Below are 25,545 nucleotides of genomic sequence, written 5' to 3' on the forward strand. Positions count from 1 at the left end.
CGCCATCACCCCGACGGCACCACCAGCGGATCAGGATAAGAATGTTCGCTGAAAACTTCTCAGCGTGAGAAAACCCGTCCGGCACCCCGCAGCGCGCGGGATCATTGCCGGATGGCACACGACGACTGGTTGGTGGGTCGGGATCGCGCCGGGGCGGCGACCGAACGCATCTACGCCGCGGCCGCCGACCTCATCGCACATGCCGGGTATGACGCGTTCACGATCGAGGCTTTGGCGGCAAAGGTCCACTGTTCGGCCGCGACGATCTACCGTCATGCGGGCGGCAAGACAGCAATTCGCGACGCTGTCGTGGCCATCAACGCAACCCGCATTTTGGGCAGTGTGCGGGATGCCATTGAGGGCCTCACCGGGCCGCAGCGTGTGGTGACCGCGACCATCGTCGCCCTGCAGCGCATTCGGTCGGATCCGCTGGCTCAGTTCATGCAGTCAATGCATGTGACGCCGGACAGCGACTGGCTCACCACCTCGCCCGTCGTGCGCGGCTTTGCCGCAGAGATGCTCGGCCACGACAACGCTGATTCCTTGGCCGGGCAATGGCTCATCCGCGTATTTCTGGCCCTATGGTGCTGGCCGCTGAAAGATCCCGTGGCCGAACGCGCGCTGGTCCAACAATTTCTCGGTGCGTCGTATGGCGCTGTGTGATGAAATACAGTGTAATACAACGGATTTCATCAATTCCATTAATGTGACCACCGGTCCGCTTGTGTCGATCGGTTAACCTACCGCATGGCCTCGATACAGCTCTCCATGGGAATTCCCTCGTTCTCGGCCGAGGCGCCGGCCAGCTGGGAGCACCTGACCGACTGGGCGCAACTGCTGGAGGGCTGCGGGTTCGACCGTGTGTTGGTTTCCGAGCACATCGCGTTCGGCATGAACATGGAGGCGTACGCGAATCCCGAAACCGGGGGGACCGAGGGGGGTCGCCAGCCCACCGGACCCGACGGGCACTGGCTGGATCCGCTCGTGATCCTGACGTATCTCTCGGCGCGGACCCAACGCATCCGGCTGGGCACCAACATCCTGCTTGCCGCGCTGCGGCCGGCCGCTGTCCTCGCGAAAACTGTTGCCACCATGGATGTTCTGTCCAACGGCCGGATCGATCTCGGGGTCGGCGTCGGTTGGCAGCGCGAGGAATACGACGCGGCCGGCGTGGACTTCGACAAACGCGGGGCCATCCTGGATCAGACACTCGAAGTGTGCCAGCGGTTTTGGCGGGAGAACGAGGTCAGCTATGCCTCGCCCGGACTGAGCTTCGATCGAATCCACATGATGCCCAAGCCCATTCAGTCCGGTGGGGTGCCCATCTGGGTGAGCGGGACGGTCAACCGGCCCGTCGCGCGTCGGCTGGCCCGATTCGGCAGCTACTGGATCCCGTGGGGTCCGGACGCCCGCGATATTGCCGGCGGCATCGACCGGATGCGTGCGGCGGTCGAAGGCGTCGGCGGCGACCCGGACGGGTTCGGCGTGACCGGCTCGTTGCGGGTGAAGGCCGACGCGGAAGGCCGATCCGATCTGGCCGCCGTCGCCGCGAACGCGGTAGCGCAGGCCAAAGCCGGTGTCACCGATCTGCGGGTGACGTATTGGCCGCTGGGCTCGGAGAACCGGGAACGCGGCCTTCGCGCCTTCGTCGAGGCGGTCCGCACCGCCGTCGGGGGCTGACCGGCCGAGCGATGGTCACTCAGATCGTCGTTGCCGGAGCCGTCATCCGTGACTCCACCGTCTTGGTGGCGCAGCGGGCCCGCCCGCCGGAATTGGCCGGCCGCTGGGAACTGCCCGGCGGCAAGGTCGCACCCGGCGAAAACGAGCGCGACGCGCTGGCCCGCGAGCTGGCCGAGGAATTGGGCATCGAGGCGGGAGACGTCGCCGTGGGCGAGCGCCTTGGCGCCGACGTTGCGCTGAATGAGACGACGACGCTGCGGGCATATCGGGTGCGGCTGATCCGCGGTGAACCGCACCCGCATGACCACCGGGCGCTGCGTTGGGTAAAGGCGGCCGCATTGCCCGATGTCGACTGGGTGCCGGCCGATCGCGCCTGGCTGCCAGACCTGACTGCAGTGCTTTTGATGGGTCCATAAGGCTTTCGCCATTCCGTTGTCAGGGCGACGTCCTTGACCTACCGTTCTCTAATCGCAAAGCGATTGTCAGTCCTGATGATTCGAGCCGTGATGCGAAGGTCGTCTCACCGATGCCGCGGCTGAAGTCGTGGTGGACCCAGCCCGACCAGTTCGACTGGCTGACTGCATTTCTGCGGCAGCGCGACCTGATCCGACCGGCGCAGGTGATCCTGGCGATTGTCCCCGCGTCCGCCGCGTGGGTGCCGTTCACTGTCTTGGTCGCGCAGCGCCGACCCGGCGCTGCGAGCGCGATCGTCGGCGCGCTGACCCTCACCTTCGCCGTCGGTTCGGTGGTCTTCTTGCTGACACACTGGCCTACCCGGCGGCAATCCCGCATCGTCGCGATAGCGGGCATGGTGTTCACCGGCGGCTGGAGTGTTGTCCAGCCCAGTGCGGCGCTTGCCGCGCTGGGGTGTGCGGCCCTCGTGGTCACCGGAGGCTACGTGGCGCTGTTCCACGGCGCACGCTTGCTCATGCTCAACTACGTGGTCGTCGCCGTGGCCGCGACGATCGCAGTGCGGCGGTTGGCCGACGAAGCCGATCTCGCCGCCGCGGCCGCAGGGTTCTGGCTGATCTGGTACCCGAATTTTTTTGTGCCGCTGATTATTTGGGGAATGTTACAGGCCACGGCGACGTACGTGCGGCGCGCCGAGCAAGATCCGCTTACCGGCTTGCTGAACCGGCGGGCCTTCACTGAATCGGTTGCCGACCGCCTGGCCCACCACGCCGGCGCGCACACCCATTTCGCGGTGATGATGGCCGATCTCGACGATTTCAAACGCATCAACGACACCAGCGGTCATCCGGCCGGCGACCAGCTCCTGCAGGTAATTGCCGGGCTGATGCGCGATCACGCCCCTGCCGACGCCATCATCTGCCGCGCCGGTGGCGAAGAATTTCTCATCGCGCTGACGTGCACCACCGCCGATGTCGCGCCACATGCCGCCCTGCTCTGCAAGGCGATCGCCAAGCATCCGTCCGGCATTACGGCAAGCATCGGCACCGCCACCGTCGAACTGCACCGGCTGTGCACGGGCGATGGGGGTCGTCTCGTTGACGAGCTCGTTCTCCTTGCCGACAACGCGATGTACGCGGCCAAACGCCGAGGTGGAAATCAGGCACTGCAGAGCGCGGGCTCCTAGCAGCGCTCTCCTCCGGATGAGCTGCCGGTTCGCTATCCCGAGCGCCCGCTGCCACAATCACCGTCGTGCCATTTCGCAATGTCGCCATCGTCGCGCACGTCGACCATGGCAAAACCACCCTGGTCGACGCCATGCTGCGGCAGTCCGGCGCCCTGACCCACCGGGGTGATGACGCCGTCGAACGACTGATGGACTCCGGTGACCTCGAGAAGGAAAAGGGCATCACCATCCTGGCGAAGAACACCGCCGTCCACCGCAAGAACCCGGACGGCAGCGTGACGGTGATCAACGTCATCGACACGCCTGGCCACGCCGACTTCGGTGGCGAGGTGGAGCGCGGGCTGTCGATGGTCGACGGGGTGCTGCTGCTGGTCGACGCATCCGAGGGGCCGCTGCCCCAGACCCGATTCGTGCTGCGCAAGGCGCTGGCGGCGCATCTGCCCGTCATCCTGGTGGTCAACAAGACCGACCGGCCCGACGCGCGCATCGCCGAGGTGGTCTCCGAGAGCCACGACCTCTTGCTCGACGTCGCCTCCGACCTTGATGCAGAGGCCCAGAGGGCCGCTGAGGACGCGCTCGGACTGCCGACGCTGTATGCGTCTGGTCGCGCGGGCATCGCCAGCACCACCGAACCCGCCAATGGTGAGAACCCGGACGGCGACAACCTCGACCCGCTGTTCGACGTGCTGCTCGAGAACATCCCGCCGCCGCAGGGTGACCCCGAGGCCCCGCTGCAGGCGCTGGTGACCAACCTCGACGCCTCGGCCTTCCTCGGCAGGCTCGCACTCATCCGCATCTACAAGGGCCGGATCCGCAAGGGTCAGCAGGTCGCCTGGATGCGCGAGGTGGACGGCCATCCGGTCATCACGAACGCAAAGATCACCGAACTGCTCGTCACCGAAGGCGTGGAGCGGACACCCACCGACGAAGCGATCGCCGGCGACATCGTCGCCGTGGCAGGGCTGCCCGAGATCATGATCGGCGACACCCTCGCTGACCCCGACCATGCCCACGCGTTGCCACGCATCACCGTCGACGAGCCGGCGATCTCGGTGACGATCGGCACCAACACGTCGCCGCTGGCGGGCAAGGTGTCCGGTCACAAGCTGACCGCCCGCATGGTGAAGTCGCGGCTGGACTCCGAACTGGTCGGCAATGTGTCGATCAAAGTCGTCGACATCGGCCGGCCCGACGCCTGGGAGGTGCAGGGCCGCGGCGAGCTCGCCCTGGCGGTGCTGGTCGAGCAGATGCGGCGGGAAGGCTTCGAGCTGACGGTCGGCAAACCACAAGTAGTCACCAGGACGATCGACGGCAAGCTGCACGAGCCGTTCGAGGCGATGACGATCGACTGCCCCGACGAATTCGTCGGCGCCATCACGCAATTGATGGCCGGCCGCAAGGGCCGCATGGAGGAGATGGCCAACCATGCGGCCGGCTGGGTGCGGATGGACTTCATCGTGCCCAGCCGCGGCCTGATCGGTTTCCGCACCGACTTCCTCACCCTGACCCGCGGCACCGGCATCGCCAACGCGGTGTTCGACGGCTATCGGCCGTGGGCGGGGGAGATCCGCGCCCGCCACACCGGCTCGCTGGTGTCCGATCGGTCGGGCACCATCACACCGTTCGCGATGATCCAGCTCGCCGACCGCGGCCAGTTCTTCGTCGAGCCCGGGCAGGACACCTACGAGGGCATGGTCGTCGGTATCAACCCGCGCGCCGAGGATCTCGACGTCAACATCACGCGGGAGAAGAAGCTGACGAACATGCGGTCCTCGACCGCTGACGTCATCGAGACGCTGGCCCGCCCGCTGGAACTCGACCTGGAGCAGGCCATGGAGTTCTGCGCGGGCGACGAGTGCGTCGAGGTGACTCCGGAGATCGTGCGGGTGCGCAAGGTGGAGCTGGACGCCACCTCCCGGGCCCGCAGTAAGGCTCGAGCAAAGGCCCGGGGTTAGCTCGGTGCTGCGCCTCGCCCACGGGATGAGCCGAGCCGTCGCAGGGTCGCTCGCTAATCTCATGGTCGTGCTGCATCGGGCCCGTCGCGTCATCGTGATGATCGGCGTGCTGCTCGCGGTGGCCGGTTTGGCGGTGGCCGCCTGCACCGTCAACCCACCGCCGGCGCCGCAGAGCACCGATACCCCGCACAACACGCCGCCGCCTCCGCAGCGGGTCAGCCAGATCATCATGGGCATCGACTCGATCGGTGCCGGGTTCAATCCCCATTTGCTGTCGGATCTCTCGCCGGTGAACGCCGCGATCAGCAGCCTGGTGTTGCCCAGCGCGTTTCGGCCCGTCCCGGATCCCAACACGCCGACGGGTTCGCGCTGGGAGCTGGACCCGACGCTGCTGGTCTCCGCCGACGTGACCAACCAGAACCCGTTCACGGTCAGCTACAAGATCCGGCCCGAGGCGCAGTGGACCGACAACGCCCCGATCGGCGCCGACGACTTCTGGTATCTGTGGCATCAAATGGTCACGCAACCGGGCGTGGTCGACCCGGCCGGCTATGACCTGATCACCGGCGTGCAGTCGCTCGAGGGCGGCAAGCAGGCCGTCGTCACCTTCGCCCAGCCGTATCCGGCCTGGAAAGAGCTGTTCAACAATCTGCTGCCCGCGCACATCGTCAAGGACGTGCCCGGCGGGTTCGCGTCCGGGCTGGCGCGGGCGCTGCCCGTCACCGGCGGGCAGTTCCGGGTGGACAACATCGACCCGCAGCGCGACGAAATCCTGATCACCCGCAACGACCGCTACTGGGGCTCGCCGGCCAAACCCGCGACGATCCTGTTCCGCCGGGCCGGGGCGCCGGCGGCACTCGCCGACTCGGTGCGCAACGGCGACACTCAGGTGGCCCAGGTGCATGGCGGCTCGGCGGCCTTCGCCCAGCTGTCCGCCATCCCCGACGTGCGGACCGCGCGGATCGTGACACCGCGGGTCCTGCAGATGACGCTGCGCGCGAACGAACCCAAACTGTCCGACACCCAGGTTCGCAAGGCGCTTCTGGGTTTGCTCGACGTCGACCTGCTCGCCGCGGTGGGGGCGGGCAGCGACAACACCGTCACGCTGGACCAGGCCCTGATTCGTTCGCCGAGCGACCCGGGCTATGAGCCGACCGCCCCGGCCGCGATGACCAAGACCGCGGCCCTCGCGTTGTTCACCGCGTCGGGATACCAGGTGGACAGCAACGCCACCAGCCCGCCGGTTCCGCCCAACCCCAACTCGACCGGCACGCCCGTGAGCACCGGGCCGCCGGAGGTCGTCCGCGGCCGCATCAGCAAGGACGGCAAACAACTCGCGCTGGTCCTCGGGGTCGCTGCCAACGACCCGACCGCGGTGGCCGTCGCCAACACCGCGGCCGACCAGTTACGCAGCGTCGGCATCGCCGCCTCGGTGGCGGCGCTGGACCCGGTCACGCTGTACCGCGACGCGCTGGCCAACAACCAGGTCGACGCGATCGTCGGGTGGCATCAGGCCGGCGGAAACCTGGCGACGCTGCTGGCCTCGCGGTACGGCTGCCCCGCGCTGCAGACCACGACGGTGCCGGCCACCAATCCGCCGTCGACCGTGCCGGTGTCCACCCCCGGCAACGGGCCGGCGCCGACGGGGCCGGGCACCCCCTCCGCGCCGCCGCAGCCGAGCCCGCCGAATCGGCCGCCCGACCCCGGCGCGCTGGTGCAGGCGCCGTCGAACCTGACCGGGATCTGCGATCGCAGCATCCAGTCGAACATCGACGCCGCCCTCAACGGCACCAAGAACATCAACGAGGTGATCACCGCGGTCGAACCCCGTCTGTGGAACGAGTCGACCGTCTTGCCGATCCTGCAGGACACGACGATCGTCGCGGCCGGTCCGAGCGTGCAGAACGTCAGCCTGTCGGGCGCGGTACCGGTCGGCATCGTCGGCGACGCCGGTGAGTGGATCAAAACCGGGCCCTAGCCCGGGCCTGCCGCGGCTACTGGTCGTCGCTCGCCGGCTGCCGCGGCGGGATCACGGTGTCGACGATCAGCGAGAGCTCGCGCCGATTGGGCGGAGCACCGGTAAGCAGGAAGTGATGGTTGATCAGCGCCGGTCCGATGCGCGCGGTCAGCGGGGTGATCATGGCCGGGTCGATGTCGCCGGCCTCGACGGCGGCCTGCAGGATCGAGTCGGTGATCTTCAGCCGCGGGCCCACCACGGCGTCGGCGAAGATGATGCGCATTTCGGGTTCGTGCAGCAGCTGGTGAATGGTGTCCAGGCCAGGAAACGCCGTCTTGCCCGCCAACACGTCGCGGTGCGCGATGAACAGCGTCAGCAGGGTGTCCCTCGCCGATCGGCCCGAGCGCGGTTCGGGCACCGGCGGTAGCGCGAAAACCAGTGCGGCGTGCACCAAGTCGTGCTTGCTGGCCCAGCGCCGGTACAGCGCCGCCTTGCCGGTGTGGGCGCGCGCCGCGATGCCCTCCATCGTCAGCTTGCCGTAGCCGACCGCGGCGAGCTCGGCCAACGTGGCTTCGTAGAGCGCACGTTCGAGCACCTCGCCTCGCCGGCGGCTGCGGCTGCATTTCGGGGCGGTTTGGGTGAGCTGCGCCATTTCACGATAGTAGCCATCAACGTTCCTATGTGTTGCGTCCCAGGTATGGTCGCGTCCATGCCGGATACACCGCGGCTGCTGTTCGTCCACGCACATCCCGATGACGAGAGCCTCAGCAACGGCGCCACCATCGCGCACTACACGGCTCGCGGCGCGCAGGTTCGGGTCGTCACCTGCACGCTCGGTGAGGAGGGTGAGGTCATCGGGGACCGCTGGGCCGAACTCGCCTTCGACCGCGCGGATCAGCTGGGCGGCTACCGAATCGGCGAGCTCACCGCGGCCCTGCAGGCGCTGGGCGTCGGCGCACCCATCTATCTGGGCGGCGCCGGCCGCTGGCGCGACTCGGGCATGGTCGGCACCGCCAAGCGACGTCGACAGCGGTTCATCGACGCCGACGACCGCGAGGCGGTCGGAGCGCTGGTCGCCATCATCCGGGAGCAGCGCCCCCACGTCGTGGTGACCTACGACCCCAACGGCGGATACGGGCACCCCGACCACATCCAGACCCACAGAATCGCCACGGCCGCGGTTGCCGCGGCGGGGGGCCCGGACTATCGGGGCTACCCGGGTGAGCCGTGGCAGGTGCCGAAGTTCTACTGGACGGTGCTGGCCTACAGCGCTTTTGAAGCCGGCTGGGGCGCGCTGGGTCCCGACGATCTGCTGCCTGGATGGCAGGCCCCGCCCGAGGAAGAATTCAACTTCGCCTACTCCGACGACAAGATCGACGCCGTCGTCGAGGCCGACGCGGATGCCCGCGCAGCCAAGACCGCGGCGCTCGCCGCACACGCCACCCAGGTGGTGGTCGGACCCACCGGACGCGCCTGCGCGTTGTCGAACAACATGGCGCTGCCGATCGTCGCTGACGAGCACTACGTCCTGGTCGCCGGCTCGCCGGGGGAGCGCGACGAGCGCGGCTGGGAGACGGATCTGCTCGCGGGACTCGGTTTGGCCGCGGCGCATTAGCGGTAGGCTGCCAACTACGGCAGCCACGGAAGGAATTCGCATGGACCCCGACCTGGACCCTAACCTGCAGCACTGGCAGGACCGACTCGATAGCCTGCAGTGGGTCATCGGCTCGATATATTCCCAGTTCGACAGCGTCCCGACCTGACCGAAACCAAGCAGGGCGCCGCGTCCCTCGAGGACGTCGGCGCAACAGACCCCGCCATTCGCATCGTTGTCCTGGCCTTGCTGGCCGTCGACGGGGTCCTCTCGGCGCTCGCCGGGGCGTTGCTGCTGCCTTCCTATATCGGCTCGATTCCCTTTCCGATCAGCGGGTTGATCAGTGGGTTGGTCAATGCGGCCCTGGTGTGGGCCGCCGCACGGTGGACCAGGTCGCCGCGAGTGGCCGCAATGCCGTTGTGGACGTGGCTGTTGACGGTGGCGGTGATCAGCATGGGCGGACCCGGAGACGACATCATCCTGGGCGGTCAGGGCGTGATGGCCTACGGGGCCCTGCTGCTGATCGTGCTGGGGGTGGTGCCGCCGGTGTGGGTGCTGTCGCGGGGCGGTCAGCATGGCCGATGGTGGTAGCCCACCCGCCGGGACGGGCAACCGCGTTGCGGCCCTGCCCTGGCGCTAATGTTGCGCCTATGTCAGCCGCAGCCAAGATTTATTGGGACACGCGGATGAAATTCGATCGTCGGGAAGTTACACCAACGTGGCGTTGACTCCGGGCCAGGAGCCCACCGCTTTGCCAGCTCCGAGCATTCCGCCGAAGGCCAGTGCGTCGGCGCTGCGGCGGGTGCTGCGCCGGGCCCGCGACGGGGTCGCACTGAATATCGACGAGGCGGCGGTCGCGATGACCGCGCGCGGCGCTGAGCTGGTCGAGCTGTGCGCCAGCGCGGCGCGGGTGCGCGATGCGGGCCTGGAATCGACCGGACGCCGCGGGCCGACTGGCCGGCTTCCGATCACTTACTCGCGCAAGGTTTTCATCCCGGTCACCCACCTTTGCCGGGATAACTGTCACTACTGCACGTTCGTCACCGTGCCGGGGAAGCTGCGCGCCCAGGGCGCCGGCATGTACATGGAGCCCGACGAGATCCTCGACGTCGCCCGGCGTGGTGCCGAACTTGGTTGCAAGGAAGCACTTTTCACGCTCGGCGACCGGCCGGAGGATCGCTGGGACGAAGCCCGCGAGTGGCTCGACGAACGGGGTTATGACTCCACCTTGTCCTACGTTCGGGCGATGGCGATCCGGGTGCTGGAGGAGACCGGGCTGTTGCCGCACCTGAACCCCGGGGTGATGAGCTGGTCGGAGATGTCGCGGCTCAAGCCGGTGGCGCCGTCCATGGGCATGATGCTCGAGACCACGTCGCGCCGGCTGTTCGAAACGAAAGGGCTTGCGCACTATGGCAGCCCGGACAAAGACCCCGCGGTGCGGCTGCGCGCGCTCACCGACGCGGGCCGGCTGTCCATCCCGTTCACCACCGGTCTGCTGGTCGGCATCGGCGAGACCCTGGTCGAACGCGCCGACACCCTGCACGCGATTCGTAAGTCGCACAAAGAGTTCGGGCATGTACAGGAAGTGATCGTGCAGAACTTCCGGGCCAAGCAACACACCGCGATGGCCGCCGTTCCCGATGCCGGGATCGATGACTACCTGGCGACGGTGGCCGTTGCCCGCCTGGTGCTCGGTCCCGGTATGCGCATCCAGGCGCCGCCAAACCTGGTGTCCCGCGCGGAATGTCTGGCGCTGATCGCGGCCGGCGTCGACGACTGGGGCGGTGTCTCGCCGCTGACGCCCGACCATGTCAACCCGGAACGGCCCTGGCCTGCCCTGGATGACCTGGACGCCGTCACCGCCGAGGCCGGTTACGACCTGATGCAGCGGCTGACCGCGCAACCCAAGTACGTCCAGGCGGGTGCGGCCTGGATCGATCCGCGGGTGCGGGGACATGTTGTCGCACTGGCTGATCCGGCGACCGGCCTGGCCCGCGATGTCAATCCGAAGGGCCTGCCCTGGCAGGAGCCCGACGACGTGGAGTCCGCTGGGCGGGTCGACCTCAACGCCGCGATCGACACCGCGGGTCGCAACACCGAAACCCGCAGCGACCTCGACAGCGCCTTCGGAGATTGGGAATCGATACGCTCTCACGTACACGAGCTGGCGGCTCGCGCCCCGGAACGCATCGACACCGACGTCCTGGCCGCGCTGGCCTCGGCCGAACGCGATCCCGCCGGCTGCACCGACGACGAGTATCTGGCCTTGGCCACCGCCGACGGTCCCGCGTTGGAAGCCGTTACCGCACTGGCGGATTCGCTTCGCCGTGAGGCCGTCGGAGACGACGTGACGTTCGTGGTGAACCGCAACATCAACTTCACCAACATCTGCTACACGGGTTGCCGTTTCTGCGCGTTCGCGCAACGCAAGGGTGACGCCGACGCGTTTTCGCTCTCGGCCCACGAGGTGGGCGACCGCGCCTGGGAGGCCTATGTCCAGGGTGCCACCGAAGTGTGCATGCAGGGTGGCATCGATCCCGAGCTTCCGGTCACCGGCTACGCCGATCTGGTGCGCGCCGTCAAAGCCCGCGTTCCGTCGATGCACGTGCACGCGTTCTCGCCGATGGAGATCGCTAACGGAGTCACCAAGGGCGACTTGAGCATTCGCGAATGGCTGATCAGTCTGCGTGAAGCCGGGCTGGGCACCATCCCGGGCACCGCCGCAGAAATCCTCGACGACGAGGTGCGCTGGGTCCTCACCAAGGGCAAGTTGCCGACGTCGATGTGGATCGAGATCGTGTCCACCGCGCACGAGGTGGGGCTGCGGTCGTCGTCGACGATGATGTACGGGCACGTCGACACTCCGCGGCACTGGGTCGGACACCTCAACGTGCTGCGGGGCATTCAGGATCGCACCGGCGGTTTCACCGAGTTCGTGCCGTTGCCGTTCGTGCACCAGAACTCGCCGCTGTACCTGGCCGGTGCGGCCCGCCCCGGGCCAACCCACCGCGATAACCGGGCGGTGCACGCCCTGGCGCGAATCATGTTGCACGGCCGCATTTCTCACATCCAGACCAGCTGGGTAAAGCTCGGCGTCGAACGCACCCAGGTGATGCTCAACGGCGGGGCCAACGACCTGGGCGGCACGCTGATGGAGGAGACCATCTCGCGAATGGCCGGCTCCGAACACGGGTCGTCGAAGACGGCCGCCGAGCTGAGCGCGATCGCCGAGGGCATCGGTCGCCCCGCCCGCCAGCGGACGACCACCTACAGCTCGTTGGCGGCGTAGTCGCGCGTGGTTGTCGGTGGCCCCGGGTATACCGGGAGCCGTGGCAGGCGTCGACGACGAACGATTCCCCGAATGGCGGCCCTTTGTCGATGCGGTGCAGCACCGCGGGCCCGACGCCGGCACCTGGTGTGAGGCCTGGACGGTGCGCGACATCGTCATCCATCAGGCCGGAAACGCCGAGGAGCTCGCCCGGGTACTCGGCGCGCACCTGGAAGGCGAACCCGTCGGCACCCGTGGCTTCGAGGAGCGCGAGGCGCCGTTGCGGGCGCTGGGCGACGCCGACCTGTGGGAGGCGCTGACCGACCGGATGGCGACCCTGAACCGGGTCGCCGTGGCCGCCGACGAGGTGTCAGCGGATACCGACGTCGCCTGGACGGGTCGCACCATGAAGGTGCCCTGGTTCGCCGAACACATGCGCGAGGAGCTGGTGCTGCATGGCTGGGACATCACCGGAGACCCCGACCTCCCGACGGCGTTGCTGGCCGCGCTGGCCGAGCCGTGGATGACGACGCACAGCGTGCTTGCGGTGGGACGTCCGCTGCTCGCCAAGGGCGCCAAACAACTGGCGCCCGGTGAACAGATCGATGCCCGGCTGCGAGTGGCCGGCACGGACGACGTGGTCGTCAGCGCCGACGCCGACGGCACCACCATCGCGCTCGAGGATCCCGACGGGCCGGCCACGCTGGAAACCGACGCGGCGGCACGGGTATTGCTGCTGTGGGGACGCAGGCCGGCGAATCCCGCACGGATTTGCAGCCGCGTCGGGCCCGAGGCGCTAGGCCGGGTGCGCCGCCTGCTCAGCGGCTACTGCTCAGCGGCTACTGAAACCTGTCGGCTCAGTAGTTTTGACAGACCTGCGCGACGTTCCCGATGGTGTTGAAGTACTGCGCGGCCGCCGGCATCGCCTGAACCTGCTGGGCCATCTGCGCGCGCTTCGGCGGCGGCGAGGCCAGGAACTGGCGAATGTAGGACTGCGCCATCGGCGAGGAGTTCAACTTCACGGCGGCATCGGGATCCGTCGCGTTGAGGGCCGCCATCACCTGTCCGTAGTTGCAGGTGGTGTTGATGATCGCATCCATGGGATCGGCGGACGCCACCCCGGTCGAAGCGGTCAGCGCCCACGCCGCAGCGCCCACTCCAGCAGCCAATTTGGCCAACGACAGCCTTACCATTGTGGACACCTTCCCCAGTTATGCATCGTCAGAAACGGCACCTGCTCAGCGGTTGCCGTCCCGATCGAGATTACCAGCCCCCGCGGGGATGCTCCTATCTCACCGTTATTCGGAGACTGAGCGCCGAACGTAACTCTGCGCAGGTCAACAGCTCGGTGACGTTGGTCACATCGCGGCTCTACGGCTATAGTGCTGCGCACGTGGGAACGATCGAACAGGCACGCAACGCAATGTGCGACGTCACGCAATTCTGCTGGCGTGCCAGGTGGTTGACGTGTATGTGCGACGTCTAGTATCAGTAATCGAAAGCTTTGTAGGATGCGGCCGGGGAAATGCCGCGACGCGGCAAACAGCAGCCCAACATTGAGCAATACCTGAAGGAAACGTTGAGGAGACGTACGTGACCTACACGATCGCCCAACCCTGCGTCGACATCAAGGACAAGGCGTGTATTGAGGAGTGCCCGGTCGACTGCATCTACGAGGGTGCCCGGATGCTTTACATCCATCCCGACGAGTGCGTCGACTGCGGGGCATGCGAACCGGTCTGCCCTGTCGAAGCGATCTATTACGAAGACGACGTGCCCGAGCAGTGGAGTCAGTACACCCAGATCAACGCCGACTTCTTCGAGGAGTTGGGATCGCCGGGCGGTGCGGCCAAGGTCGGTCTTACCGAGAACGACCCGCAAGCGGTGAAAGATCTGCCGCCGCAGGGCGAAGGCGACTGAGCGGGCCGGTGCGCCGCGAGCGTCCGCCGGGCCGGCCTGCCGTCTCGGCGGCCCTGCCGGAGTTCCCCTGGGACACCCTGGCCGACGCAAAAGCGCTGGCCGCATCGCATCCGGACGGAATCGTCGACCTGTCCGTCGGCACCCCGGTGGACCCGGTGGCGAAGCTGATTCAAGACGCGTTGGCCGCCGCCGCCGCCGCGCCGGGATATCCCGCGACCGCGGGCACCGCGCGGCTGCGCGAATCGGCGGTGGCCGCCCTGGGCCGCCGCTTCGGCATCACCGGGCTGCCCGAGGCCGCCGTCCTGCCGGTGATCGGCACCAAGGAGCTCATCGCCTGGCTACCGACCCTGCTCGGCCTGGGGCCTGCGGACTCGGTGGTCGTCCCCGAGCTGGCCTATCCGACCTATGACGTCGGCGCGCGGCTGGCCGGGGCCCAGGTGGTGCGCGCCGACTCGCTGACTCAGGTGGGCCCACACACCCCGGCCCTGATCTACCTGAACTCTCCGAGCAACCCGACCGGACGGGTGCTGGGCGTCGACCACCTGCGCAAGGTCGTCGGCTGGGCGCGCGAACGCGGCGTCGTGGTGGCGTCCGACGAGTGCTACCTGGGGCTCAGCTGGGATGCCGAACCGCTGTCGGTGCTGCATCCCTCGGTGTGCGACGGCGACCACACCGGGCTGCTGGCCGTGCATTCGCTGTCCAAGAGTTCGTCGCTGGCCGGGTACCGGGCGGGCTTCGTCGCCGGTGATCCCGACCTGGTCGCCGAGCTGCTGGCCGTGCGCAAGCACGCCGGCATGATCGTCCCGACGCCGGTGCAGGCCGCCATGGTGGCGGCGCTGGACGACGACGATCACGAAAAAATGCAGCGGGAGCGGTATGCGCGGCGTCGCGACGAGCTGGCGCCGGCGCTGCGCTCGGCCGGTTTTGCCATCGACCATTCCGAGGGCGGCCTGTATCTGTGGGCCAGCCGCGGCGAGGCATGCCGGGACACCGTCGCGTGGCTGGCCGCGCGGGGCATCCTGGTCGCGCCCGGCGACTTCTACGGCCGTGGCGGCGCTCGGCATGTCCGCGTCGCGCTGACCGCAACCGACGAGCGCATCGCCGCCGCCGTACTGCGGCTTATCGCACCCGCGGCACCCTAAGCACGGCAGAATGCACCGGAGGCATACCTCACTGCTTCCAAAGCGCAACACTGTCCGGTAAGGAATTGGTCGTGACAACTTCGGCTAGCAAAATGCGCATCCCGCTCTCGATCGAGGACATCGCCAAGCGTGTCTTTTTGGGGAAGCCAATGATCACCGAGGATCTGGCGGGCGAGAAGCTGTCGAATCCGGTTGCGCTCGGCGCACTTTCGCCCGACGCGATATCCTCCACCGCCTACGGCACCGAGCAGATCCTGATCGAACTGCTGCCCGCTGCGGGCCTGGCGGCGTTTACCCTGCTGATTCCTGTCACCGGCGTCATTCTGCTGATCCTGGTGTTGGTGACCGCGTCCTATCGACAGGTCGTCATGGCCTACACCCGCGCCGGTGGGTCCTACATCGTGGCGCGGGAGAATTTCGGGCCCCGTGTCGCCCAGGTCGCCGCGGCGGCGCTGTTGATCGACTATGTGGTGACGGTGGCGGTCCAGGCCGCGGCCGGGACGGTCGCGGTGGTCTCGGCCATCCCCGCTCTGGGGCCGCACAGCCTGCAACTCACCGTCGGGGTGGTCCTTGTTATCTGTCTGGCCAACCTGCGCGGGTTGAAGGAGGCGGGGTGGCAGTTCGCGTTCGCCACCTACTTCTTTGTGGCCATGGGTGGGCTGACGATCGTGGTCGGCGTCGCGCGGCTGCTGTTCGGCGACCTACCCGTGTACAACGCGGCGGATATGCCCGGAACGGTCTCCGTTCACCAGGGCAATGGCTTGGTGATGGGCGCGACGATCCTGACCTTGCTGCGCTCGTTCGCCAACGGTGGTTCGTCTCTGACCGGGGTCGAGGCGATCTCCAATACCGTCGACCTCTTTCGAAAGCCGCAGGGACGCAACGCACGCAAGGTGCTGACGACGATGGCCGCCATCCTGGGATTCCTGCTGGCCGGCGTTGCCTTTCTGGCCTATGCCACCCACGCGACGCCGTACGAAAGCGAATACCCGTCGGTCCTGTCACAGATTGCGCGTGCTGTCTTCGGCCATGGGCTCGTCGGCAACATTTTGTACATCGGCGTCCAGGCTTCGACGGCTGCCATTCTGTTCACCGGGGCGAACACCAGTTTCAACGGGTTCCCGGCCCTGGCCAGCTTCGTCGCCGAAGACCGCTTCCTGCCCAGGCAGTTGATGAAACGCGGTCACCGCCTGGTGTTTTCGAACGGCATCATCGCGCTCACCGCGCTGTCCGTGGTACTGCTGGTGACCACCGGCGGCTCGGTCAACGCGCTGGTCCCCTTCTACGCCATCGGCGTGTTCACCGGATTTTCGATGGCCGGCTACGGCATGACCAAACACCATCTGACCGAGCGGGAACCCGGGTGGCGACGGCGGCTGGCGATCAACCTGTCGGCGGGAATCCTGTCCACCGTCGTCGTAGGGATCTTTGCGGTCGCAAAGTTCACCGAGGGCGCCTGGTTGGTGGTCGTCGTCTTCCCGATACTGGTGTTCGTGCTGATTCGGCTGAACCGGGAATACCGCGCGGAGGCGGCCATTCTCGAGATGTTCCGCACCGACCGACCCGATCTGGTGAAGTACGCGCGGCACAAGGTGTTCGTGTTCGTGAACTCGGTCGACCTCGCGGTGATCGAAGCGCTTCGGTACGGCAAGGGATTGCGGGCCGACGAAATGATTGCGGTGCACTTCATGGTCGACCCTGCCCTGGCGGCGCAGATTCGGAAGCGGTGGGATCACTTCGAATTGGATACCCGATTGCGCGTCGTCGACTGCCCGGACCGGCGGATCATCCGGGCCGCGCAGCTGTTCGTCGCCAAAGCGCATGACGAACAATCGAATACCAACGTCACGGTGCTGTTGCCCCGCCGAACCTACGCGCCGCTGATCGGGCGATTGCTGCACGACCGCACCGCCGACAAGATCGCCAGGGCGGTCAGCATGGTCCCGGACGCCGCCGCGACGATCGTGCCGTATGACGTCCAATCCCGGATCGAGCAGGCCTACCCGGACCGTCTCGAGCAACGGGTCGCGCGCGAACTCGAGCATCTCGGGGCCTGGGTTGCCCGCGAAGAGGACGGTGAGATACAGGCCTACGAGCACCCGGAGTCCGGGTCTTCGTCGGTGATCACGGTGGCGGGCCTGCTCCCCGGGCATCGCGCCACCTTCGAGGGACGGGTCGGCGAAGTCGAGGACACCAGCAAGGGCAGGCGGACGCTTCGGTCGGTCGTCGTCAGCGACCACAGCGGCGAGATCACCGTGACCTTCCATCCCGGCCATGGCGGCGCCGACATCGAGCCGGGTCAGTTGTTGCGGATCACCGGCAAGCCCAAGCAGACCGGCAACCGGCCCATGTGGATGGTCGACCCGGCCTACCACATCGTCGAGGACCCGGCGAAGGCCGGCAGGCCCGGCGGTGCCGCGGAAGCCGGACATTAGATTCGGTGCTGGATGCCGGGCCAGGAAACGTGGGGCCTGCCCGTGCCGGGACGAAAGGGACCTAAATGACCCTGCTCAAGCGTGTGGCGGCCGCGTTGGTCTCCGTTCTGAGTCTCGCGTTCACCGCCAACGGCTACCGGGCATTGGGTAGAGGCGGATACGGCATGGGGTTTTCCTTCGCCTACGGGCTGGTCGCGTCGGAGCTGCCGCTGCAGAGCCTTGCCGTCCAGCTGACGGCGCAGGCCGCGCTGTATCGCCGGCTGCCACCACCGTTGCGCCGGTTCTGCTGGCTGCTATCGGCGCTGTCCGCGCTGGGTCTGGTCGGGCTGTGGCGGCTCGGCCACCGGGCGGACGAGCCGCTCACCGCGGCGCTCGACGCCGGCCTCGGACCCGAGCGCCGTAAGGAATCGGGTGACCTCTGGAAGCGCCCCGCGTCCGACGGTGCGACGGCGAAGAGACCGGGCGTGGCGCGCATGCTGCGGGTCTACCGCGACTACGCGCACGACGGCGACATCCCCTACGGGGAGTTCGGCTCGAGAAACCACCTGGACATTTGGCGACGGCCCGACCTCGACCGCGGCGGGCGGGCCCCGGTGTTGCTCCAGGTTCCCGGCGGCGCCTGGATGGTGGGAAACAAACGCGGACAGGCACATCCGCTGATGAGCCATTTGGCCGAGCTGGGCTGGATCTGCGTGGCCCTCAACTACCGGCTCAGTCCGCGCTCGACCTGGCCCGATCAGATCGTCGACGTCAAACGTGCGATCGCCTGGACCAAGGAGCACATTGCCGCCTACGGCGGCGACCCGGACTGGATCGCTATCACCGGTGGCTCGGCCGGCGGCCATCTGTCGTCGCTCGCCGCGCTGACCCCCAACGATCCGCGATTTCAGCCCGGGTTCGAAGATGCCGACACACGGGTAGATGTCGCCGTCCCGTTCTATGGCGTCTACGACTTCACGGCAACCGGCAACGCTATACATCCACTGATGCCGCCAATGGTGGCAAAGAACGTATTCAAGCTGAGTCGCAACGACATCGCCGAACCGTTCCGGGTGGCTTCGCCGATCACCTACGTCAATGCCGACGCCCCACCGTTTTTCGTGCTGCACGGCACCCACGACTCGTTGGTCCCGGTCCCGCAGGCGCGCAGTTTCGTGGCGCGTTTGGGCGAAGTCAGCCGCCAGCCCGTGGTCTACGCCGAATTGCCGTGGGCGCAGCACGCATTCGAAATTTTCGGATCCGCCCGGGCGGCACACGCGGCGGTGGCGGTCGAGCAATTCCTCGCCGAGATTTACACGCGCCGCGGCGCGGTCGGGCAAACGCAGACGGCGCCTGCGGCCAGCGGCGGTGGCCACTGAATGTGCAATTCCTCACTGACAGCCGGGCTTTCGGCGTGTCTCCCGTGCCTCGTGCCGTCGCGGCGCGGATAATTTCTTACCGCTAAGCTGATTCGCAGCTGGACGAAATATTTGCGCGAATGTACGGGGATGGCGCGCGTTGAGCGCGCTCGGGGCTTCTTCCGTTTCGCGTGGACGATGACTGAGTGCCCAATACGACTGGGCGTAGATGGGGGATTGCGCTTTGCGTACTGCAACTGTCACACCCGTTGCCGTTATCGGCATGGCCTGCCGACTTCCCGGCGGAGTCGATTCCCCGCAACGTTTGTGGCAAGCGTTGTTGCGTGGCGACGACTTCATCGGCGAAATTCCCGCCGACCGATGGGACGCGGACCTCTACTACGACCCCGAACCCGGTGTGCCCGGCCGGTCGGTGTCTCGATGGGGCGCCTTCCTGGACGACGTCGGCGGTTTTGACTGCGACTTCTTCGGCCTGACCGAGCGCGAGGCCACCGCGATCGACCCCCAGCACCGCCTTCTGCTGGAGACGTCGTGGGACGCCATCGAGCACGCGGGCCTGGACCCGGCGACCCTGGCGCAAACGCAGACCGGCGTGTTCGTCGGCCTGACCCACGGCGACTACGAGCTGCTGTCCGCCGACACCGGTGCCGCGGAGGGGCCCTACGGATTCACCGGCACCTGCAACAGCTTCGCGTCCGGTCGGGTGTCCTACACGCTCGGGCTGCATGGCCCCGCATCCACGGTGGATACCGCGTGTTCGTCGGGATTGATGGCCGTGCACCAGGCCTGCGGCAGCCTGGACACCGGCGAGAGCGAGCTCGCCCTTGCCGGCGGCGTGGTCGTGATACTCGAACCGCGGAAGTCCATTGCCGGATCTCTGCAGGGCATGTTGTCGCCCACTGGTCGTTGCCATGCCTTCGACGCCGCCGCCGACGGTTTCACCTCCGGCGAGGGCTGCGTGGTGCTGCTGCTCAAGCGGCTGGACGATGCGCAGCGCGACGGCGACCGCATCCTGGCGGTCGTCCGGGGCACGGCGGCCAATCAGGACGGCCGCACGCCGAACATCGCGGCGCCGTCGGAGCAGGCGCAAGTCGCGGCGTATCGCAAGGCGCTGGCGGTCGGCGGCGTGGACCCCGCCACGGTCGGCATGGTCGAAGCGCACGGCACCGGCACCCCGGTGGGAGACCCGGTCGAATACGCGAGCCTGGCCGCGGTGTACGGCACCGAGGGCCCGTGCGCGCTGGCGTCGGTGAAGACCAACTTCGGCCACATGCAGTCGACTTCCGGTGCGCTCGGGATGATGAAGGCGATCCTCGCGCTGGAGCATGGTGTGGTCCCGCAGAACCTGCACTTCAACCGGTTGCCCGACCAGCTGGCCGAAATCCCCACCGCGCTCTTTGTGCCGCAGGCCAATACGCCCTGGCCGACCAACGGCCACCACCTGCGGCGCGCCGCGGTGTCGTCGTACGGAATGTCGGGCACCAACGTGCACGCCGTCTTGGAACAAGCACCGCAACAAGCACCGGCACAGCCCCCCGCACCGGCTCCTGCGCCCGAACAGGCGCCGCCACCCGCACGGTCGGACGCGCCGCTGCTGTTCCCGGTGTCGGCGACCTCCGCCGAACAACTGCGGGTCACGGCGCAGCGGCTGGCGGAGTGGGTGGACGAGCACGGCAGTGCGACGAACGGCACCACCGGGCTGCGCGACGTGGGGTACACGCTGGCTCGCCGCCGCGCCCATCGGCCGGTGCGCACCGTGGTGTCGGCCGCCAGCTTCGGCGAGCTGAGCTCGGCGCTGCGGGAGGTCGCCGACAGTGACATTCCGTATCAGCCCGCCGTGGGGCAAGGCGACCGCGGCCCGGTGTGGGTGTTCTCCGGGCAGGGCTCGCAGTGGTCCAAGATGGGCGCCGAGCTGCTGGCCAACGAGCCGGTGTTCGCCGCGACCATCGCGGCCATCGAGCCGGTGATCGCCGAGGAGTCGGGCTTTTCGGTGACCGAGGCGATGTCGGCGGCGGAGACGGTCAGTGGAATCGACCGCGTCCAGCCCACGATCTTCGCGATGCAGGTGGCGCTGGCCGAAACGATGAAGTCCTACGGGGTGCGGCCCGGCGCCGTGATCGGACACTCGCTCGGTGAGGCGGCCGCGGCGGTCGTCGCGGGCGCGCTGTCGCTCGAAGACGGGTTGCGCGTGATCTGCCGCCGCTCTCGGCTGATGACCCGCATCGCGGGCAGCGGCGCGATGGCATCGGTGGAATTGCCCGGCCAACAAGTGCTTTCGGAGCTGACCGCGCGCGGCGTGTCCAACGTCGTGCTCGCCGTCGTCGCCTCGCCGACGTCGACCGTGGTCGGCGGTGACGCCAAGTCGATTCGCGACCTGGTGGCGATGTGGGAGGAACAGGACGTGATGGCGCGCGAGGTGGCCGTGGACGTCGCCTCGCATTCACCGCAGGTCGAGCCGATCCTCGATGAGTTGATCGACGTCCTGGCCGATCTCAAGCCGAAGGCTCCCGACGTTCCGTACTACTCGGCCACGCTGTGGAACCCGCGGGAGCAGCCGTCGTTCACCGGCGACTACTGGGCGGAGAACCTGCGCTACACCGTGCGGTTCGGCGCCGCCGTGCAGGCGGCCCTCAAGGACGGCTTCCGGGTATTCGGCGAGCTGGCACCCCACCCACTGCTCACTTATGCCGTCGAGCAGAACGCCGCCAGCCTCGACATGCCGATCGCCGCGCTGGCGGCCATGCGACGACGCGAGCTGGGGGCACCTCCCGCCGGTGGGGGAGATCTGCCGGCTGGACTGCAGGGCTTCGTCGCCGACGTGCACAGCGCCGGCGCCGCGGTGGACTTCGCCACCCAGTACCCGGACGGGCGGTTGGTGGACGCGCCGTTGCCCACCTGGACTCGGCGCAAGCTGCTGCTGAGCCGGGAGTCGGTCGACCAGGTGCAGGGCGCCTCGGTCCAGGCCATCCACCCGCTGCTTGGTGCGCACGTGCACCTGCTGGAGGAGCCGGAGCGCCACGTCTGGCAGGGCGAGGTCGGCCTCGGCGTGCATCCTTGGCTCGCCGACCACCAATTGCACAGAGTGGCAACGCTTCCCGGCGCCGCGTACTGCGAGATGGCGTTGACCGCCGCGCGCACGGCACTCGGCGACGAGTCCGAAGTGCACGACATCACGTTCGATCAGACGCTGCTGCTGGACGACGACACGGTCGCCTCGTCGGCGGCGACGGTCGCGACCTCGGGTGCCCTGCAGTTCGCGGTGGACACCCATGAGGAGGGCCAGCGCGTTCGGCGGTCCAGCGCCGTCCTGCACGCCGCGACGGATGTGGCGCCACCGGCCGCGCACGACATCGATGTGCTGATCGCCAGCCACCCGGTGCGGATGGACGGCGACGACCTGCGGGACGCCTTCGACAGCGTCGGCATCCAGTACGGGCCGGCCTTCTCCGGCCTGGCCGCCACCTACACCGCCGAGGGGATCGACGGCAGCGACGGGGCAGTCACCACCGCGCTGGCCGAGGTCGGGCTGCCCGGGGCCATTCGTTCGCAGCAGTCCGCGTACACCACCCACCCCGCGCTGCTCGACGCCTGCTTCCAATCGGTCATCGTGCATCCCCAGGTGCAGAAGGCGGGCGCCGGCGGCCTGATGCTGCCGGTGGGTGTGCGCAGGCTGCGCAACTATCACTCGACCCGTAACGCGCATTACTGCCTCACCCGGGTCACGTCGTCGCTGAGCGGTGAATGCGAAGCCGACCTGGAAATTCTGGATCAGGCCGGAGCGGTGCTGCTGGCCGTCGAGGGGTTGCAGCTGTCGGCCGGGGTCTCCGAGCACGAGCAGGCCAACCGCGTGCTCAACGAGCGGCTGTTCACCATCGAATGGGAGCCGCGCGAGCTGCCCGAGGTATCGCAGATCGAGCCGGGCAGCTGGCTGCTGCTCAGCCCCACCGACGGCGATCCGCTGACCACGCGCCTCGGCGAGGCACTGAATTCCGATGGCGCGCAATGTGTTACCGCGTCGCTGCCGCTCGGGCAATTGGATTCGCAGGACAGCGCGACGCTGCGTTCGCTGCTCAGCGGAAAAGCTCCGGGCGAGTTGAACGCGCACGGGTTGCTCAAACGCCTCACCGGCGTGGTCGTGGTGACCGCGCCACCTGCCGACGACACCGACGAGTTGCGGCGGGGCCGCGATTACGTGTCGCAGCTGGTCGGGATCGCGCGCGAACTCGCGGAACTTCCCGGCGAGGTACCGCGGCTGTTCCTGGTGACCAGAAACGCCGCGACCGTGCGGGACGACGAGCTGGCGAACCTGGAGCAGGCCGGCCTGCGCGGGCTGATGCGCGTGATCGATTCCGAATACCCGCATCTGAGCGCCACCCAGATCGATGTGGACGAGCACACCGACGCCGCGCAGCTGTCGTGGCAACTGTCCAGCGGTTCGGAAGAGGACGAAACCGCTTGGCGCAGCGGCGATTGGTACACGGCTCGGCTGCGGTCCGGTCCGCTGCGCCCGGCCGAACGGCTGACCACGATCGTCGACCACGGACGCGACGGCATGCGCCTGCAGGTCCGCACGCCCGGTGATCTCGAATCGCTGGAGTTCATCGCGGTCGGCCGCGTTGCGCCAGGCGCAGGCCAGATCGAGGTCAAGGTCACCGCGTCCAGCGTCAACTTCGCCGACGTCCTCGTCGCCTTCGGCCAGTACCCCACCTTCGAGGGCTACCGCCAGCAGTTGGGCATCGACTTCGCCGGAGTGGTGACGGCGGTCGGGCCCGGCGTCACCGGGCACCAGGTCGGTGATCTGGTCGGCGGTTTGTCCCGCAACGGTTGCTGGGGCACGTTCGTCACGACCGACGCCCGCCTGGCCGTCCCGTTGCCGCCCGAGGTGTCGCTGGCCGATGCCGCCGCGGTCCCGACCACGGCGGCGACCGCCTGGTACGGCCTGCACGATCTGGCCCGCATCACATCGTCGGACAAGGTGCTGATCCACTCGGGCACCGGCGGTGTGGGACAGGCGGCCATCGCGATCGCACGCGCCGCGGGCTGCGAGATCTTCGCGACCGCGGGCAGCCCCCAGCGGCGACAGTTGCTGCACGACATGGGCATCGAGCATGTCTACGACTCGCGCAGCACCGACTTCGCCGAGCAGATCCGCAACGACACCCGCGGCTACGGCGTGGACGTCGTGCTCAACTCGCTGCCCGGCGCCGCCCAGCGGGCGGGCATCGAATTGCTGGCCTTCGGCGGGCGTTTCGTCGAGATCGGCAAACGCGACATCTACGGCGACACCCGGCTCGGGTTGTTCCCGTTCCGCCGGAACTTGTCGCTCTACGCCGTCGACCTGGCGCTGCTGACGCACACCCATCCGGAGACCGTCCAGCGCCTGCTGGCCACGGTCTACCAGCACACCGCCGACGGGGTGCTGCCGTTGCCGCCGATCACGCGTTACCCCGTGCGCGATGCCGCCGCGGCGGTCCGCCTCGTCGGTGGTGCCGGGCACACCGGAAAGGTGCTGCTCGACGTGCCGCGCACCGGATCCAGCGTGGCCGTCATCCCGCCGGAGGAAACACCGGTGTTCCGACCCGACGGCGCCTACATCGTCACCGGCGGTTTGACCGGCCTCGGCCTGTACCTGGGCGGCGAAATGGCCGCTGCGGGTTGTGGCCGGATCGTGCTCAACTCGCGCTCGGCGCCGACCGCGCAGGCGCAGGAGACCATCGCGAACCTGCGGGCCAGTGGCGCCGACATTCAGGTGGAGTGCGGCGATATCGCCGAACCCGGATTCGCCGACCACCTGGTGAAGGTGGCCACCGGATCGGGGCTGCCGGTGCGCGGCGTGCTGCACTCCGCGGGTGTGGTCGAGGACGCGACGCTGCTCAACGTCACCGACGACCTGATCGACCGCTGCTGGGCGCCGAAGGCCTACGGCGGGTGGAACCTGCACCAGGCCTTGAAGGAAAGGGAAGCCGAACAGCCGCTGGATTGGTTCTGCTCGTTCTCGGCCGCTGCCGCGCTGGTGGGTTCGCCCGGGCAGGGCGCGTACGCGGCGGCCAACAGCTGGCTGAACGCCTTCGCCCACTGGCGCCGCGCCCAGGGACTGCCGAGCACCGCGATCGCATGGGGGGCGTGGTCCGAGGTCGGCCACGTCCGCGCCACCGCGATGGCCGAAGAGTACGGCGTGTCGATCGCGCCCGCCGAGGGCTATCAGGCGTTCCAGGAGTTACTGCGCTACAGCCGCCCGTACTCCTGCTACGCGCCGATCATGGGCTCAGCGTGGCTGAACGCCTTTGCGCAACGGAGCCGATTCGCCGAGGCGTTCCAGTCCATGGCTCACGGCCAGGCGGACAAGGGCGCTTTCGTCGCCGAACTGAAGTCGGCGCCGCGCGACGATTGGCCCGGCATGCTCCGGCGGCTGATATCCGACCAGATCAGCCTGCTGTTGCGGCGCACCATCGACCCGGACCGGCCCCTGAGTGACTACGGCCTGGATTCGCTCGGCAACCTGGAATTGCGGACCAGGATCGAAACCGAAACCGGAATTCGGATCAGCCCCACCAAGATCACCACAGTTCGTGGTTTAGCAGACCACATCTGCGAGGAACTGGTAACTACGGAAGCTGCGTTGGCGACCCGCTGACGCTT

Annotated in this window: 16 protein-coding genes and 1 pseudogene; 15 read left to right on the forward strand and 2 right to left on the reverse strand. The window is 67.9% G+C overall.

Going from position 1 to position 25,545, the window contains the following annotated elements; all coding sequences use genetic code 11:
- Window positions 1–111 precede the first annotated feature (111 nt).
- The 6 genes from MNAB215_RS17440 (at window position 112) to MNAB215_RS17465 (ending at window position 7,210) form a co-directional block, all read left to right on the forward strand.
- Entirely contained in the window at window positions 112–663 is a 552-nt protein-coding gene (locus MNAB215_RS17440; protein WP_077079943.1) for a TetR/AcrR family transcriptional regulator, read from the forward strand.
- An 84-nt stretch (window positions 664–747) separates the two neighbouring features.
- Complete coding sequence (locus tag MNAB215_RS17445) at window positions 748–1,680, forward strand: TIGR03619 family F420-dependent LLM class oxidoreductase (protein WP_077079944.1); 933 nt, start codon at window positions 748–750, stop codon at window positions 1,678–1,680.
- Between the two features lie 11 nt (window positions 1,681–1,691).
- Window positions 1,692–2,096 (forward strand): (deoxy)nucleoside triphosphate pyrophosphohydrolase, encoded by a 405-nt coding sequence (locus MNAB215_RS17450; RefSeq protein ID WP_077079945.1) that lies wholly within the window; start codon window positions 1,692–1,694, stop codon window positions 2,094–2,096.
- Window positions 2,097–2,206: 110 nt separating this feature from the next.
- Window positions 2,207–3,277: a GGDEF domain-containing protein gene (locus MNAB215_RS17455; protein ID WP_077079946.1), complete on the forward strand. Its 1,071-nt coding sequence runs from the start codon at window positions 2,207–2,209 to the stop codon at window positions 3,275–3,277.
- A gap of 65 nt (window positions 3,278–3,342) precedes the next feature.
- Window positions 3,343–5,232, forward strand: a complete 1,890-nt coding sequence (gene typA / locus MNAB215_RS17460; RefSeq protein ID WP_077079947.1) for a translational GTPase TypA — start codon at window positions 3,343–3,345, stop codon at window positions 5,230–5,232.
- Between the two features lie 61 nt (window positions 5,233–5,293).
- Window positions 5,294–7,210: an ABC transporter family substrate-binding protein gene (locus MNAB215_RS17465; protein WP_108637650.1), complete on the forward strand. Its 1,917-nt coding sequence runs from the start codon at window positions 5,294–5,296 to the stop codon at window positions 7,208–7,210.
- A gap of 16 nt (window positions 7,211–7,226) precedes the next feature.
- On the opposite strand, the gene MNAB215_RS17470 is transcribed toward MNAB215_RS17465, so the two are convergent.
- Window positions 7,227–7,841, reverse strand: coding sequence for a TetR/AcrR family transcriptional regulator (locus MNAB215_RS17470; protein ID WP_077079949.1), 615 nt, complete (start codon window positions 7,839–7,841; stop codon window positions 7,227–7,229).
- A 57-nt stretch (window positions 7,842–7,898) separates the two neighbouring features.
- On the opposite strand from MNAB215_RS17470, the gene mshB reads away from it, so the two are divergent.
- From mshB to MNAB215_RS17490, 4 genes and pseudogenes are all read left to right on the forward strand, one after another.
- Window positions 7,899–8,804: an N-acetyl-1-D-myo-inositol-2-amino-2-deoxy-alpha-D-glucopyranoside deacetylase gene (gene mshB, locus MNAB215_RS17475; RefSeq protein ID WP_077082100.1), complete on the forward strand. Its 906-nt coding sequence runs from the start codon at window positions 7,899–7,901 to the stop codon at window positions 8,802–8,804.
- A gap of 99 nt (window positions 8,805–8,903) precedes the next feature.
- Entirely contained in the window at window positions 8,904–9,374 is a 471-nt protein-coding gene (locus MNAB215_RS17480) for a hypothetical protein (protein ID WP_077079950.1), read from the forward strand.
- 127 nt (window positions 9,375–9,501) lie between these two features.
- Complete coding sequence (locus MNAB215_RS17485; RefSeq protein ID WP_077079951.1) at window positions 9,502–12,072, forward strand: bifunctional FO biosynthesis protein CofGH; 2,571 nt, start codon at window positions 9,502–9,504, stop codon at window positions 12,070–12,072.
- A gap of 40 nt (window positions 12,073–12,112) precedes the next feature.
- Window positions 12,113–12,880 (forward strand): annotated as a pseudogene (locus MNAB215_RS17490) (maleylpyruvate isomerase N-terminal domain-containing protein); the annotation flags it as partial.
- Window positions 12,881–12,908: 28 nt separating this feature from the next.
- On the opposite strand, the gene MNAB215_RS17495 reads toward MNAB215_RS17490, so the two are convergent.
- Complete coding sequence (locus MNAB215_RS17495; RefSeq protein ID WP_077079952.1) at window positions 12,909–13,244, reverse strand: hemophore-related protein; 336 nt, start codon at window positions 13,242–13,244, stop codon at window positions 12,909–12,911.
- Between the two features lie 400 nt (window positions 13,245–13,644).
- Here MNAB215_RS17495 and fdxA point away from each other — a divergent pair, with 400 nt between their 5' ends.
- The 5 genes from fdxA to pks2 all read left to right on the forward strand — a co-directional run bounded on the left by fdxA (window position 13,645) and on the right by pks2 (window position 25,540).
- A complete protein-coding gene (gene fdxA / locus MNAB215_RS17500; RefSeq protein ID WP_077079953.1) occupies window positions 13,645–13,971 on the forward strand; it encodes a ferredoxin in 327 nt (108 codons plus the stop codon).
- An 8-nt stretch (window positions 13,972–13,979) separates the two neighbouring features.
- Window positions 13,980–15,113: a succinyldiaminopimelate transaminase gene (gene dapC, locus MNAB215_RS17505; protein ID WP_077079954.1), complete on the forward strand. Its 1,134-nt coding sequence runs from the start codon at window positions 13,980–13,982 to the stop codon at window positions 15,111–15,113.
- A 92-nt stretch (window positions 15,114–15,205) separates the two neighbouring features.
- Window positions 15,206–17,548, forward strand: a complete 2,343-nt coding sequence (locus MNAB215_RS17510) for an amino acid permease (protein ID WP_425436541.1) — start codon at window positions 15,206–15,208, stop codon at window positions 17,546–17,548.
- A gap of 65 nt (window positions 17,549–17,613) precedes the next feature.
- Window positions 17,614–18,906 carry an alpha/beta hydrolase gene (locus tag MNAB215_RS17515; protein ID WP_077079956.1) on the forward strand — a complete coding sequence of 431 codons (1,293 nt, stop codon included), beginning with the start codon at window positions 17,614–17,616 and terminating at the stop codon, window positions 18,904–18,906.
- A 223-nt stretch (window positions 18,907–19,129) separates the two neighbouring features.
- The gene (gene pks2 / locus MNAB215_RS17520) at window positions 19,130–25,540 is read left to right on the forward strand and encodes a sulfolipid-1 biosynthesis phthioceranic/hydroxyphthioceranic acid synthase (protein ID WP_077079957.1); all 6,411 of its coding nucleotides are present in this window, start codon (window positions 19,130–19,132) and stop codon (window positions 25,538–25,540) included.
- The last annotated feature ends 5 nt before the right edge of the window (window positions 25,541–25,545 follow it).

Origin of the sequence: Mycobacterium numidiamassiliense (assembly GCF_900157365.1) — a bacterium.
Lineage (GTDB): Bacteria > Actinomycetota > Actinomycetes > Mycobacteriales > Mycobacteriaceae > Mycobacterium > Mycobacterium numidiamassiliense.